Here is a 13,930-nt window from a genome sequence, read left to right on the forward strand (position 1 = left end):
CTTATTTCGTTCATCGGCAGAAACCAGTATTCCTGCCTATACAGGATATCAGCAAATTATACTTCCGTTTTCCATAACCCGTGGAGGTTGCAGTATGCGTATACGACGCCGGAATTTCCTTCAAATTCGGCCTTCGGCGCTTCGCCGGGATTCAGATAACGGATATCAACGGATTTGTCCGATACCAGGGCAATCCATTCGATGTAGTGCTTTTCTTCCATCGGATGCGTTACCGAGCCGACTTCGACCAACAGGCGGCCGTCTTCCTTCCGTACGGCCGGTACGTGTTTTTCTTTGGCAGCGTCTACAGAATCGGCGACTAAACGAACCAACTTCTGACCGTCTACGACGACTTCCTGTTCAGCCTGAACGCCTACGACTGCTAAAATAGAATTATCTTTTTCATTGCGGTAAAATTCTACATGTTTCATGGTGAAATCTCCTTCATCTATGCGTAAAATAATTTTAAAATTTCTTTCTATCTAATAATTATTATCTCTTGCTATGGTCTTATTGTATACCATTTCAGTGGAAAAGTCAATAATAAATAACGATTATTTTTTATTATTTTCTAATGAATACAGCATGTTATGGTAAAATAATTACGGAGAAACTTTACTGTATAAAAGCGAAAAATATATAAAGCAACGCCAATATCAGTACCGGCACGCTTCCCTAAAAAAACTCATTTCAATCTGATAAGAATAGAACACGGGATATTTTCATTTCTATTAGGGCTTAGTCACGTTAATTAGAACAGTAGGACACGTCGTATGTCCACTCTTTTTGAAAAAAATAAGGCAACGGCAGATATATGACACCTGTCGTTACCCTAACATTTACTATAAAACCAATTATTTCTGCGCCGTTGCCGGAACAACGCGGACGGCTTTCACGCTTCGACGTCCGTACAACCCGTAGTACAAGAAGAAGCAGACGATAGCGATGGCGCCGGCCACGGCATATAACTGGGGAAATGTAAGCATGCGGTGCAGCATCCCCAAGACGTACGGCCCTACGCCAAGGCCCAGATCCAAGGCGACGAAATACGTCGACAAGGCCACGCTGACGCGGTGAGGCGGCGTCAATTTAATGCAGACGGCCTGTCCGTTCGACATGAACGTCCCATACCCCAATCCGACGAAAACGCCGGCCAGGAGAAGCTGCCATGCCGTACCGGTCGCATACAGAAGGAACAATCCAGCGGCCAGGCAGAGATAGCAGGGATAAAGGACGTAATTTTCTCCCTTCCGGTCGAAGATAATACCCGTCAGGGGCCTCGTCACCGTAATGACGACGGCGTACACGACGAAGAAGAACGTGCCGGCCTGTACAAGATGAATTTCTCTGGCATAGGAAGCCAAAAACGTCAGTACGCTGGAATAAGCAAAGCCCATGAGAAATCCGATAAGGGAAATTGTCATAACGCGGCGTTCCACGTAATTATCGACGGATATGGCTTTCATATACGCCCGTTCTTCTTCGCTCAGTTCGATTTCGTCTACGTGGAGGAAGACGCAGCCGACGGCGCAGGCAACGACTAAGACTGTGCAGAGGCCGACGATAAAGCGGAAGTCCGTAATCAACATGAGGAACATGCCCAAAAACGGCCCGATAGCCGCGGCCAGGCTGGTGCTCAAACCGTAATAATTGATGCCTTCTCCCCGCTTATCGGCCGGGATGCAGGCGGAAATAATCGTGTTGGTAGCCGTCGAGACAATGCCGTAAGCCAGGCCGTTCAGCAGGCGGATGAAATACATGACGGTCAAATTCGGAATATAAAAATATAATAATGTCGTAATCAGGTAAAATAAAATCCCGCCATACAAGGTGCGGCGGCGCGTATACAACTCGATGGCCTTGCCGAACTGCAGACGCGCCAGCAGCGTGCCGACGATAAAGATGCCCGACGCCAGCCCGGCTTCGCTAAGCGACGCATTCAGCTGATCTTTCGCCACGACGGCGATGATAACCATGAGCAAATAATAAATCAAATACACGACGAAATTAATTCCCGTATCCAACAGGAAATCTTTATTCCACAGCGATTTCTGTTCCATACGTCTACATACAACTCCTTTACTTGAACTCAAGGAGAATTGTACTCCTTTGCGTATGGTTTGTATAACAGAAAAAAACGATGTTTGTCATAAAAAACGGCGATGTCACGACGGCACGTGATAGGTTCGCTTCATATAGTCGACGAAGACCTGAATGGCCTCGTACCTGGGATTGCTCCGCTTGTACAGCAAATAGCAAGGCAAAACGATAGGCGGGTCTATGTCATACCAGCCGCCGACGACGCCCAGGGCTTTTAAAAAACGTTCCGGCAGAAGGGCGCCGATGCGGTTAGCCTGGCAATAATTCATCATCGCGTAGGGCGTAGAAAACCAAGCCTGCGTTTGCAGCGGCAAGGACGTATGGTCTGATAAAAATTGATTTAAATATTCGTTCATGACGTACTGAGGCGAATATTGGGCCAAAGGCTGCGAAGCGATGAAATCAGCCGTCGCAACCCCTCCGGAAACGACGATATGGGGCGCATAGTAAACGATGTTTTCCTTACAGAAACAGACTTGCTCATAGCCGTCGATATCCATAGAGGGCAGCCGAAACAAGGATATAATGTCGAGCTCGTCGCTGCGGAGCTTCTGCAGTAATTCCTGCGCTTCCAAATTATATATCTGAAAGGACGCTCCGCTGTAGTGCTGCTGAAAGTACGCCAAATGGCGGTTCATATGAATATCTCCCAGCGACAGCATGATACCGATGGAAAGAGGCAAGGCTCTGCCGTCCATAGAGCGAACTTCGTCTAAGCAGACCTCTAATTCGTCCAGTATGGGCTCCAGCCGCTGAAATAATAGTTCGCCGGCTTTCGTCAAATGGCTGCCGCGGTTTGACCGGGCGATCAGACGGACGCCGACGACGTCTTCCAGCTTTTTAATCTGCGCGCTGAACGCCGACTGCGTAATGTTGGCCGCGTTAGCTGCAGATGTAAAATTGCCGTATTTTCCATATAAAATAAAATTTTTTAATTGCTGCATACTTGGTAATTCAGTCATAACGTCTCCTGCCGTACGTATAGAAAGAGGCATGCCGCGGCATGCCTCTTTCTATACTACTATATACCTGTGCTTATTCTTCTTCGTCGTCAGCAGCCAATTCTTCAAAGGCCTTGCTGGCTGCTTCAAATTCTTCTTCCGTCGGTTCTACGTAAACGGGTTCGCCGTTTTCTTCGTCGACGCGGGCGATGATAGCTTCCGCTTCGTCTTCGTTTTCGCAGATTTCAAGGAGCAGCGAAAAGATTTTACCATCGATTTCGACTGCGTCTACTTCCTGAAAATCTTTTTCTTCACCATCGGGACTGGTAATCGTAATGACCATTACTTCTTCCATTTCTTCTGTCATGTTATCCTCCTTGAGCGTCTAAATAATTTTGTAATATGAGGACAGCCGCCATTTTATCGACGAACTGTTTTCTCTTTTCCCGCCGTACATTGCCTTCCATCAGCACGTGTTCGGCCATGACGGTCGTTAGGCGTTCATCCCAATAGACAAAGTCCATATCTGGCATGACCTTTTTGAGTTCATCTACAAAGTGCTCGATCTTATCAATATTTTCGCTGTAGTCGCCGTTCATATGACGGGGACGGCCTACGACGATGCGGTGTACTTCCTTTTCGGCGACCAGCTCTTTCAGCCGCTGGAAGTCCTTTTTCTTGGAAACGCGCCGTATCGTCTCGACGCCCTGCGCCGTAATGAGCAAGGCGTCGCTGCAGGCTACGCCGATGGTCTTAGAGCCGACGTCTAATCCTAAAATCCGCATGTTCCTCCTATAAGCCGCGATGCTTTACGTACGAACGGACCAGTTCTTCAATGAGTTCGTCCCGTTCGATGCGCCGGATGTTGCTGCGGGCGTTGTTGTGGCTCGTAATATACGTCGGGTCGCCGGACAGCAAATATCCTACGATTTGGTTTACGGGGTTATATCCTTTTTCTTCCAATGCGTGATACACATCTTCTAAAATCATAGAAGCGACAGTCTGTTCTTCGTTTCTATTCCTGACGATCATCGTTTCGTCGCTGATTGCCATAGAATCACATCCTTTACGACATTGCGTATGTAAATACTTTTTATCCAATCAATTCGCTGACGGCAGCTTTACCGGCCTTCAGGGCTTCAGCCAATTTTTCCGGAGCCTTGCCGCCGGCCTGAGCCATATCGGGACGGCCGCCGCCGTTGCCGCCGGCTGCCTGAGCCGCCGCCTTGATGATCTTGCCGGCATGGAGGCCCTTCTTCGTATCGGCTTTAGCGACCTTGCACACGAAGTTGACCTTACCGTCATGAACTGCTCCGAGAAGGACGACGCCGCTGCCGACTTTGTCCATGATCGTATCGGCCAGCTCGCGCAGGCTGTCCATAGAATCGGCCTGGGCTTCCGCCGCTACGACGGATACGCCGTTGACGTTTTCCTTAGCGGCCAGCATATCGTCCATATCGGACATAGCCGCTTCCTTCTTGAGCTGCTGCAGTTCTTTTTCGGCCGCTTTCAGCTGCGCCAAAACCTGGCTCAGTTTATCGGGAATTGCGTCGGCCTTGGCTTTCAGCATGTCGGCGACGAGACGCAGTTCCGCCGCGTCGTGCTGCGCTTTCTGCAGAGCCGCTGCGCCGGTAACGGCTTCGATGCGCCGTACGCCCGTGCCCGTGCCGGATTCCGATAAGATGCGGAAGGTACCGATGACGGCCGTCGACGGCACGTGGGAGCCGCCGCACAGTTCGCAGCTGAAATCGTCGACCGATACGACGCGGACGACGTCGCCGTATTTTTCGCCGAAGAGAGCCATAGCGCCCTTTTCCTTGGCCTTGGCAATAGGCATTTCTTCTATATCGACGCGTACGTTTGCCAAAATTTCTTCGTTGACCAGGTCTTCGACTTCGGCCAGTTCGTCTGCCGTAACAGGCGAGAAATGGGTAAAATCGAAGCGCAGGCGGTCCGGCGTAACGAGAGAGCCGGCCTGGTTGACATGGTTGCCCAGTACCTTGCGCAGAGCGGCCTGCAGAAGATGCGTTGCCGTGTGGTTGCGGGCCATGGCCAGGTTGCGGTCCTTATCTACCTTGACGTCGACCATATCGCCGATGCACAGGGCCCCTTCCTGAACAGTCGCGACGAGGTATACCAGGCCGTTCGGCAAGGCTCTGGCATCCGTTACGACGGCCTTGCCTTCTTTTCCTTCCAGCATGCCCGTATCGCCGAGCTGGCCGCCTCCTTCGGGATGGAAGGGATTGTTGTCGATGATGACCGTCACTTCTTCGCCGTCGCAGGCTCTCGCCACTTCTACGCCTTCCTTGCCCAGCATGACGACAGTCGCATCAATGGCCGTCGGGTCGTTGACCAGCTTGCTCTGATCCAGTCTCGTCGTATCGGGCGTAGCCACTTTCGCCGACACGTCTTCGCGGGCGGCGCGGGCCCGTTCCTGCTGTTCCTTCATGGCGGCGTCGAAGCCGGCATGGTCGATGGTAATGCCGTTTTCACTGGCAATTTCTTCAGTCAGCTCGACAGGGAATCCGTACGTGTCGTACAGCTTGAATACGTCCTTGCCGTCCAGTTCCTTCGCCGGGCCGGCAGCGGCCATGAGCTGGTCGAGGAGTTCCGTCCCCTGGGCCAGCGTAGCGCTGAACTGCGTTTCTTCCGTATCGATAACTTTTTTGATTAATTCTTCATGTTCTTTCAGTTCGGGGTATTCTTCGCCGAGGATGCCGATCACCGTGTCGACGAGGCCGCTGAGGAACAATTCTTTAATTCCCAGCAGGCGGCCGAAGCGGACGGCGCGGCGCAGGATACGGCGCAGGACGTAGCCGCGGCCTTCGTTGGACGGCAGGATACCGTCGCTGATCATGACCGTAATCGCCCGGATGTGGTCGGCAATGACCTTCATGGCCACTTTCTGATGGGGATCGTTGTAATCGCCATGGCAGAGGGCGATGACGTCTTCGATAATCGGGAAAATCAAATCCGTTTCAAAGTTCGATTCCTTCTGCTGGATAACCGAAGCCAACCGTTCCAGGCCGGCGCCTGTATCGATGTTTTTCTTAGCCAGAGGCACGTATTCGCCGTCTTTGGTGCGGTCAAACTGGGTAAATACGAGGTTCCAGATTTCCAAATAGCGGTCGCAGTCGCAGCCTACGGTGCAGGTCGGCTGGCCGCAGCCCCGTTCCGGTCCCAGGTCGTAGAAAATTTCGCTGTCCGGGCCGCAGGGGCCTTCGCCGATTTCCCAGAAATTGTCTTCAAATTTGAAGATGCGGTCGTCCGACAGGCCGATCATGTTGTGCCAGTAATCATAAGCTTCGTCGTCGTTCGGATAAATCGTAACGTACAGCTTGTCCTTATCCAGTTCGAGGACTTCCGTCAGGAATTCCCACGCCCAGGCGATGGCTTCTTTTTTGAAGTAGTTGCCGAAGGAGAAGTTCCCCAGCATTTCAAAAAACGTATGGTGACGGGCCGTGCGGCCGACGTTGTCGATATCTCCGGTGCGGATGCACTTCTGGCTCGTCGTAACCCGGTAGGACGGCGGTACGAGCTTGCCCGTAAAATACGGCTTCAGCGGAGCCATGCCGGCGCCAATGAGCAGCAGGCTCGGGTCGTCCTGGGGAATCAGGGGAAAACTATGCAGAATCAAATGCTCCTTGCTTTTGAAAAATTCCAAATAGGCTTTGCGGATTTCATTACCCGTCATGTATTTCATCAACAACACTCTCCTGTATTCTTCATATGGAAAAATTATACGCTTATTTGCCCTCGTTGGGCAACCTTTTCCCTTATATTTTTCACTTATTTTTACAAATTTTTCATTATAAGGAATGGCTAGCAGAAGCCGCTCCTGGGACGCCGCCGGAGGAAGGGCCTCTTGCTAGCCATCGTATTCTATTTATCTGACCCGTTTGGCGCCGATATAGCGTTCGGACCAGTAGCCGCTTTTCAGGCTGTCTACGCGGATACCGCCGCTGCTCGTCGCGCTGATGAAGTTGCCGTCGCCGACGTAAATACCCGTGTGGGACACGCCCGGCTCATATGTCGTAAAGAAAACCAAATCGCCCGGTATGAGCTCGTTTTTCCGTACGCGGAACCCCATGCGGTACTGCTCGTCAGCCATGCGCGGCAATTCAATGCCGTTGTGGGAAAAGACGTATTTCGTAAAGCCGGAGCAATCGAAGCCCTTAGGCGTATTGCCGCCGAACACATAGGGCACGCCGATGTACTGGTACGCCGAATCGACGAGCTGATGGCCGATGTGGTCGGAGCCCTTGAGGCTTTTCAGCTTCGTATACTTCAGCTTGGACGTCTTGTCGGCCTTTTTAGCCTTGGCCTTTTTGACAGGCTTCTTCTTGCTCTTTGCCGGCTTCTGTACGGCTTTGGAGCCGCTGTCCTTCGGCATGAGAGTCCGTTTGCCCGTCAGAAGATAGTACGTCCAGCCGCCGACCTTGCCGCTGACCTGTATTTTCTGATCCTTCTGGAATTTAGATACGGCTTTGGCCATATCCTTGGAAAATACGCCGTCGGCTTCGACGTCGTAGCCCCGCTTGATCAGCTGCTTCTGAAGAAGCAGCACGTCGCCGCCCTTATCGCCTACGGCGTAATAATCGGCGGCTCCAACAGGAAGAGCCATGGCAGCCAGCACGGCGGCCAATATCCATATCCGTTTTATTTCGTTTCGCATACAAGCTCCTTTCCGTCTCCGAAACGGCCCGGCCGTTCCGTACCCCGTGAGGATTCGACTGCTATCGGTTGCGTTCCTCTGGTTCGCCGCGTCCGCCCAGCTCGGCCCGCAGCCAATAGAGGGGACGCTGCTTTACTTCTTCAAAAATACGGCCTATATATTCGCCTACGATGCCGATGAACATGAGCTGAAGGGCCCCTAAGATGCAGATGACGACGATGACCGTCGTCCATCCCGGCGCAGCCGAGCCAACAGCGCTGGAATACAGGGCGTGCAGTATGATGAGGACGCTCAAAAAGGCGCTGACCAAGCCGGCGTAAAAGGATATGCGCAGCGGTATCTTCGAATAGGCCATGATGCCGTCTAAGGCAAAATGCAGCATTTTCCGCACGGAAAATTTTGATTTTCCGGCAAACCGCGGCGGCGCTACAAAGTCGACGGTCTTCTGCTTGTAGCCGATATCACCGATCATTCCCCGGATAAACCGGTCGTGCTCCCGAAACAACTTAAACGTCGCCAGCACGCGCTTGTCGATGAGGCGGAAATCGGAGCCGCCCGGCGCGATGTGCACCGGAGACAAGGCGTTCAGCAGGCGGTAATACCACTTGGACGTCTGCCGCTTGAGAAAGCCTACGCCCTTCGTGTCCTTGCGTATCGTCTGCACGACGTCGTAGCCTTCCCGCCAATACTGAACCAGCTGGGGAATCATTTCCGGCGGGTGCTGCAGGTCGCCGTCCATCATGACGATAGCGTCGCCTCTGGCGTGGTCCATGCCGCAGGTAATGGCCAGCTGATGACCAAAATTACGGGCCAGCAAAAGCGCACGCACGTGCTCGTCCTGCTGCGTCAGCCGGCTGAGCAGCAGCGGCGTCGCATCCCTGGATCCGTCGTCGACAAATATAATTTCATATTCCATGTCCAGATTCTGAACTGCCTTTGTCGCTTCTGTATAAAACTTCTCAATGTTTAATTGTTCATTGTATACAGGAACGACAATGGACAGGAGCTTCCGGACTTTCCCCTCAAAAAGGCTCATCGTTAACTATACCATCCCTACCAACGTACTGCCAAAACTTACAAAGTATAGAACCGGTAATCTGCCGTTTACGAATTACCGGTTGCGATATGCTGCATACGTTTTTTAATTTTTCATCTGATGAACAGCTGCTTTATCTAATTTATTATAGCAAAAACGCCCCCGTTTTTCCAGTAAATTACTGTAAAACTCGATATAACAGGCGGCTTTGCTGCCGCTTCGGCCTTATAAAAAACATCCGGCGCCGCAATAGGACGCCGGATGTACGCAATGCCTGCGGCATCACGGAAGGCTGCTCGCTTCGTCCAGGCTCATGAGGATGCGTTCTAACAACGCTGCGCTGCCTTCCTTCTTCAAGGAAGAGTGGACAACGGCGTCATGGCCCGTCGGAAAGATCTGGTTGAGCATTATCATATTTTTTCTTTTTTCACTGGCCTTCAGCTTATCGGCCTTCGTCCCGACAATTTGCAGGGGAACGCCATGTTCCGACAGCCATTGATAGGCCTGCCGGTCGATATCCAGTCCGGGATGGCGCAGGTCGACAAGCAGGCACAGCATGACCAGGTGAGGCGACTGGGTGACGTATTCGCCGATAAAGTCGCTCCACATCTGCCGCTTTTGGCCGCCAGTCCGGGCAAAGCCGTATCCCGGCAAGTCGACGAGGAAAAAGGGCGTGCGGCGAATCGCTTCGCCGTCTTTTTCCCGCAGCTCGACGCTGAAGTAGTTGATGGTCTGCGTTTTTCCCGGTTCGCCGCTGACCCGGGCCAGGCCGCGGTAGTTGCACAGAGAGTTGATGAGGCTCGACTTCCCTACGTTGGAACGGCCTAAAAAGGCGATTTCCGGCAAACCGCTGTCGGGATACTGATCCTTGCGGACAGCCGACGCCGTATATTTCGGATTGATTATTTGCAAGCTCTTTGCCATTATGAGTTCACCAATGCCTGTTCTAATACTTCATCCATATGATGTACAAATACAAAGGTCACGTCGTCCTTTACCGACTGAGGCACGTCTTCCATATCGCGCTTATTCTCTTCCGGCAGCAGGATCTTTTTGATGCCGGCCCGGTGAGCCGCAATGACCTTTTCCTTGATGCCCCCGACGGGAAGAACCGTGCCCCGCAAGGTGATTTCGCCGGTCATGGCCACGTCGTGCCGTACGGCTTTACCTGTCAGGGCCGAGGCCAGGGCTGTAGCCATCGTAATGCCCGCCGACGGCCCGTCCTTTGGAATCGCTCCTTCAGGCAGATGGATGTGCAAATCCAAATGAGAATAGAAATCTTCCGGCAGCCCCAGCTCGCCGGCGCGGCGGCGGATGTAGGTCATACCGGCTTCAGCCGATTCCTTCATGACGTCGCCAAGCTGTCCCGTCAGCAGCAGGCTGCCCTTGCCTTTGACGGCGACGGCTTCCGTTTCCAGTACTTCGCCGCCGACCTGCGTCCAGGCCAGCCCTGTGACGATGCCGACTTCGTCGGCCTTGTTGACCTTCGTCGGCAGATATTTAACCGGGCCGAGAATCGTCTGGAGATTTTTCATCGATACGGTAAGCGGCGTTTCTTCTTCCAGCAAAATCGACTTGCCTACCTTGCGGCATACGGCGCCGATGGTCTTTTCCAGAGTGCGGACGCCCGATTCGCGCGTATACCCCTGGATAATCGTCTTCAAGACGGCCTCGGAGAAGCGGGCCTGGCTGGCCTTGAGGCCGTTTTCCTTGAGCTGCTTCGGCACGAGGTACTGTTTGGCGATCTGTACCTTTTCTTCTTCCGTATAGCTCGTAAATTCGATAATTTCCATGCGGTCCAGGAGCGGCCGGGGAATATCGCTGACGACGTTGGCCGTCGTAATCCAGAAGACCTTGGACAAATCGAAGGGAATATCGAGGTAATGGTCGGCGAAGGAATTGTTCTGTTCCGGGTCCAATACTTCGAGAAGGGCCGCCGACGGGTCGCCGCGCATGTCCGACGTCATCTTGTCGATTTCGTCAAGAAGAAATACGGGGTTCTTGACGCCGGCTTGCTTGAGGCCCGAAATGATGCGGCCAGGCATCGCGCCGATGTAAGTGCGGCGGTGGCCTCGGATTTCCGCTTCATCCCGCACGCCGCCTAAGGAAATGCGGACGTACTTGCGGTTCATGGCCCGGGCAATCGAACGGGCGATGCTCGTCTTGCCGGTGCCCGGCGGGCCGACAAAGCAGAGGATAGGCCCTTTCAGGCTGTGCGTCAGCTGGCGGACAGCCAAATATTCGATGATGCGGTCCTTGACCTGCTTCAAGCCGTAGTGGTCTTCATCCAAAACGCTCTGGGCTTCTTTCAAATCGAGGCGGTCCTTCGTTTCCTTTTTCCAGGGAAGTTCCAACGCCAAGTCCAGATAGGTGCGGATAATCGCCGACTCCGCCATCATAGGCGGCATGGAATCGAGGCGGTCCACTTCTTTGAGAAGAGGCTCTTCGATCTTTTTCGGCAGCTTCATCTTATGAATCTTTTCCCGCAGCTCCTGCGTCTCCGTATCCTTATCGACCTTGTCGCCTAATTCACGGTGAATAGCCTTGATCTTTTCACGCAGGTAGTATTCCTTCTGCTGCTGGTCCATCTTGCTCCGCACTTCCATGTTGAGAGACGATTCCAGATTGGCAATTTCTACTTCCGTGTCGAGGAGAATCATGACGCGGCGCAGACGGGCCTTTACCTCAGCCATTTCCAAGATCTGCTGGCGCACGACGAGGCGCAGCGGCAGCTGGGACACGATAAAATCAGCCACGGCGCCGGGTTCTTCAATAGCCTTGGCCTTTTCCCGGATTTCTTCACCGTTGCGGACGTTTTCCAGCCAGTCGGAAAACTGCTTTAATACGACGCGGCGCAGCGCTTCTTCTTCTATAGAATCGTCTTCAATTTCGTCGACCTTGACAGCGGCTACTTCCAGATAATTCTTCTTTTCGGAAAAGCCCTGGAGCTGCACGCGGTCAATCCCGTCGACGAGGATGCGCACCAGCCCGCCGGGAAGGCGGAGAAGCTGCTGAATCCGGACTAAGGTACCGCACTGGTACACGTCGTCAAAGCCTGGGTCGTCTACTTCTTCATCTACTTGAGCCGAAACGACGAGCAGCCGGTCATGTTCCATGGCGTAATCGACGGCAGCCAGGGATTTTTCCCGGCCAATGTCGATGTGGCTGAGCAGTTTCGGATATACGACAATGCCCCGCAAGGGAACGAAGGGCATCGCTAAAATCGAATTTTCATCCATGATGTATCACCTTCTTTAGTCTAAAAATAAAACTCATTTCCAACTGAGAGAAATGAGTTTTATTTCCATATTATATCATTTTGCCTGTTTTAATACAAGGTCAGGCTCTGTTCCTTTTGTGACGCAATCTTCCGTTACGACACATTTTTCCACGTCGTGACGGCTCGGCACGTCGAACATGACATCCAACATGATCCGCTCGATGATGGAACGAAGGCCGCGGGCGCCGGTGTTGCGGCGCAGGGCTTCCTTAGCAATAGCCTGCAGGGCTTCGGGAGTAAATTCCAGCTCCACGTCGTCCATATCCAGCATCTTCTGATACTGCTTCACCAAGGCATTCTTCGGTTCCGTCAAAATATGAACCATTGCCTCTTCGTCGAGAGGATTCAGCGTGACCAGTACGGGAAGACGGCCAATCAATTCGGGAATGAGGCCGAACTTCTGCAGGTCCGTCGGAATGATTTCCTTCAGGAGCGATTCCATGGAATGCTCTTCCTTCGAATGGATATCGGCGCCAAAGCCCATATTTTTATCCGTCGTCCGGTTCAAAATGGTCTTGTCGATGCCGTCGAAAGCGCCGCCGCAGATGAACAGGATATTAGTCGTGTCAATCTGCAGCATTTCCTGATGGGGATGCTTGCGCCCGCCCTGAGGCGGCACGCCGGCCACGGTTCCTTCGAGGATTTTCAGCAGCGCCTGCTGCACGCCTTCGCCCGATACGTCGCGCGTAATGGACGGGTTTTCCGATTTGCGGGCAATCTTGTCGATTTCGTCGATGTAGATAATGCCCCGTTCGGCCTTGGCGATGTCGTAGTCCGCCGCCTGAATCAGCTTGAGCAGGCAGTTTTCTACGTCTTCGCCGACGTACCCCGCTTCGGTCAGGCTCGTCGCGTCGGCAATGGCAAAGGGCACGTCCAGCAGCCGGGCCAGGGTCTGGGCCAGCAGCGTCTTGCCGCAGCCCGTCGGCCCTACCATGATGATATTGGATTTTTGTAATTCTACGTCTTCTACTACACTGTTTGTCTGCAGTCGTTTGTAATGATTATATACGGCGACAGCCAACGTCTTTTTAGCCGCTTCCTGACCGATGACGTATTCGTCCAGCGTCTCCTTGATTTGGCGCGGCGTCGGCAGATCTTTCAGTTGGAAGTCAGAAGATACTTCTTGCTTTTCTTCTTCCAAGATGTGCTGGGCAACGGCAATGCATTCGTCGCAGATATACACGCCGGGACCGGCGATCAGCTTCTGCACCTCGTTTTGCGAGCGGCCGCAGAAACTGCATCTCGGTTCGTTATTTCTATCGTTCACAGCGTCTTCCTCCTGTATGGCCCGTTATTTCGCTTCTTCGTGAGGGCGGACGAGAATTTCGTCGACAAGGCCGTAGGCTTTGGCGTCTTCGGCTGTCATGAAGTTATCCCGATCCGTATCCTTCTGAATGACGTCTATGGGCTGTCCCGTGTGCTTGGACAACAGGCCGTTCAATTCCTTGCGCATGCGCAGGATTTCGCGGGCGTGGATTTCGATTTCTGTAGCCTGTCCCTGAACGCCGCCTAAGGGCTGATGAATCATGACCTGCGAATGGGGCAGGGCAAACCGCTTGCCCTTCGCGCCGGCAGCCAGCAGGACCGACGCCATGCTCGCCGCCGAGCCGACGCAGATAGTCGACACGTCAGGCTTAATGTACTGCATCGTATCATAAATAGCCATGCCGGCCGTGACTACGCCGCCGGGGCTGTTGATGTACAGGTGGATATCCTTATCCGGGTTATCGGCTTCCAGGAATAACAGCTGGGCGATAATGATGTTAGCCGTCGTATCGTCAATGGGACCGCCTAAAAATACAATGCGGTCTTTGAGCAAACGGGAATAAATATCGTAGCTCCGTTCGCCCTGCGCCGTCTGTTCGACGACAATGGGGACATACATACTCATAAAAACA

General features: G+C 52.8%; 13 protein-coding genes. All 13 read right to left on the bottom strand.

Annotated features, from left to right (window positions below):
• Positions 1 to 56: 56 nt before the first annotated feature.
• Complete coding sequence (locus CJ260_RS04610; protein ID WP_095629348.1) at positions 57 to 431, bottom strand: desulfoferrodoxin family protein; 375 nt, start codon at positions 429 to 431, stop codon at positions 57 to 59.
• A gap of 423 nt (positions 432 to 854) precedes the next feature.
• Complete coding sequence (locus CJ260_RS04615; protein ID WP_095629349.1) at positions 855 to 2,060, bottom strand: MFS transporter; 1,206 nt, start codon at positions 2,058 to 2,060, stop codon at positions 855 to 857.
• A gap of 105 nt (positions 2,061 to 2,165) precedes the next feature.
• On the bottom strand, positions 2,166 to 3,044 hold the full coding sequence (locus CJ260_RS04620) for a LysR family transcriptional regulator (protein ID WP_233127898.1): 879 nt from the start codon (positions 3,042 to 3,044) through the stop codon (positions 2,166 to 2,168).
• Positions 3,045 to 3,135: 91 nt separating this feature from the next.
• Positions 3,136 to 3,408, bottom strand: a complete 273-nt coding sequence (locus CJ260_RS04625; protein WP_095629351.1) for a DUF1292 domain-containing protein — start codon at positions 3,406 to 3,408, stop codon at positions 3,136 to 3,138.
• A gap of 1 nt (position 3,409) precedes the next feature.
• Positions 3,410 to 3,826, bottom strand: coding sequence for a Holliday junction resolvase RuvX (ruvX, locus tag CJ260_RS04630; protein ID WP_087477162.1), 417 nt, complete (start codon positions 3,824 to 3,826; stop codon positions 3,410 to 3,412).
• Positions 3,827 to 3,833: 7 nt separating this feature from the next.
• Positions 3,834 to 4,094 carry an IreB family regulatory phosphoprotein gene (locus CJ260_RS04635; RefSeq protein ID WP_087477163.1) on the bottom strand — a complete coding sequence of 87 codons (261 nt, stop codon included), beginning with the start codon at positions 4,092 to 4,094 and terminating at the stop codon, positions 3,834 to 3,836.
• 40 nt (positions 4,095 to 4,134) lie between these two features.
• Positions 4,135 to 6,735: an alanine--tRNA ligase gene (gene alaS / locus CJ260_RS04640; protein WP_198947398.1), complete on the bottom strand. Its 2,601-nt coding sequence runs from the start codon at positions 6,733 to 6,735 to the stop codon at positions 4,135 to 4,137.
• Between the two features lie 192 nt (positions 6,736 to 6,927).
• Complete coding sequence (locus CJ260_RS04645) at positions 6,928 to 7,716, bottom strand: NlpC/P60 family protein (protein WP_095629353.1); 789 nt, start codon at positions 7,714 to 7,716, stop codon at positions 6,928 to 6,930.
• A 61-nt stretch (positions 7,717 to 7,777) separates the two neighbouring features.
• The gene (locus CJ260_RS04650) at positions 7,778 to 8,752 is read right to left on the bottom strand and encodes a glycosyltransferase family 2 protein (protein WP_168061561.1); all 975 of its coding nucleotides are present in this window, start codon (positions 8,750 to 8,752) and stop codon (positions 7,778 to 7,780) included.
• Between the two features lie 282 nt (positions 8,753 to 9,034).
• On the bottom strand, positions 9,035 to 9,676 hold the full coding sequence (gene yihA, locus CJ260_RS04655) for a ribosome biogenesis GTP-binding protein YihA/YsxC (protein ID WP_095629354.1): 642 nt from the start codon (positions 9,674 to 9,676) through the stop codon (positions 9,035 to 9,037).
• On the bottom strand, positions 9,676 to 11,991 hold the full coding sequence (lon, locus tag CJ260_RS04660; protein ID WP_095629355.1) for an endopeptidase La: 2,316 nt from the start codon (positions 11,989 to 11,991) through the stop codon (positions 9,676 to 9,678). Before lon ends, yihA begins: the two co-directional genes overlap by 1 nt.
• Before the next feature lie 75 nt (positions 11,992 to 12,066).
• On the bottom strand, positions 12,067 to 13,299 hold the full coding sequence (gene clpX / locus CJ260_RS04665) for an ATP-dependent Clp protease ATP-binding subunit ClpX (RefSeq protein ID WP_095629356.1): 1,233 nt from the start codon (positions 13,297 to 13,299) through the stop codon (positions 12,067 to 12,069).
• A 24-nt stretch (positions 13,300 to 13,323) separates the two neighbouring features.
• Positions 13,324 to 13,917: an ATP-dependent Clp endopeptidase proteolytic subunit ClpP gene (gene clpP, locus CJ260_RS04670; protein ID WP_369831699.1), complete on the bottom strand. Its 594-nt coding sequence runs from the start codon at positions 13,915 to 13,917 to the stop codon at positions 13,324 to 13,326.
• Positions 13,918 to 13,930: the final 13 nt, after the last annotated feature.

Source organism: Megasphaera sp. ASD88 (assembly GCF_002287425.1).
Taxonomy (GTDB): Bacteria; Bacillota; Negativicutes; order Veillonellales; family Megasphaeraceae; genus Megasphaera; species Megasphaera stantonii.

Excerpts from the sequence above, each read along its gene's own strand:
- alaS (WP_198947398.1), bottom strand. The coding sequence starts at position 6,735 with ATGACGGGTAATGAAATCCGCAAAGCCTATTTGGAATTTTTCAAAAGC.
- lon (WP_095629355.1), bottom strand. The coding sequence starts at position 11,991 with ATGGATGAAAATTCGATTTTAGCGATGCCCTTCGTTCCCTTGCGGGGC.
- CJ260_RS04635 (WP_087477163.1), bottom strand. The coding sequence starts at position 4,094 with ATGGCAATCAGCGACGAAACGATGATCGTCAGGAATAGAAACGAAGAA.
- CJ260_RS04615 (WP_095629349.1), bottom strand. The coding sequence starts at position 2,060 with ATGGAACAGAAATCGCTGTGGAATAAAGATTTCCTGTTGGATACGGGA.
- CJ260_RS04650 (WP_168061561.1), bottom strand. The coding sequence starts at position 8,752 with ATGAGCCTTTTTGAGGGGAAAGTCCGGAAGCTCCTGTCCATTGTCGTT.
- CJ260_RS04620 (WP_233127898.1), bottom strand. The coding sequence starts at position 3,044 with ATGCAGCAATTAAAAAATTTTATTTTATATGGAAAATACGGCAATTTT.
- CJ260_RS04625 (WP_095629351.1), bottom strand. The coding sequence starts at position 3,408 with ATGACAGAAGAAATGGAAGAAGTAATGGTCATTACGATTACCAGTCCC.
- CJ260_RS04645 (WP_095629353.1), bottom strand. The coding sequence starts at position 7,716 with ATGCGAAACGAAATAAAACGGATATGGATATTGGCCGCCGTGCTGGCT.
- clpP (WP_369831699.1), bottom strand. The coding sequence starts at position 13,917 with ATGTATGTCCCCATTGTCGTCGAACAGACGGCGCAGGGCGAACGGAGC.
- yihA (WP_095629354.1), bottom strand. The coding sequence starts at position 9,676 with ATGGCAAAGAGCTTGCAAATAATCAATCCGAAATATACGGCGTCGGCT.
- CJ260_RS04610 (WP_095629348.1), bottom strand. The coding sequence starts at position 431 with ATGAAACATGTAGAATTTTACCGCAATGAAAAAGATAATTCTATTTTA.
- ruvX (WP_087477162.1), bottom strand. The coding sequence starts at position 3,826 with ATGCGGATTTTAGGATTAGACGTCGGCTCTAAGACCATCGGCGTAGCC.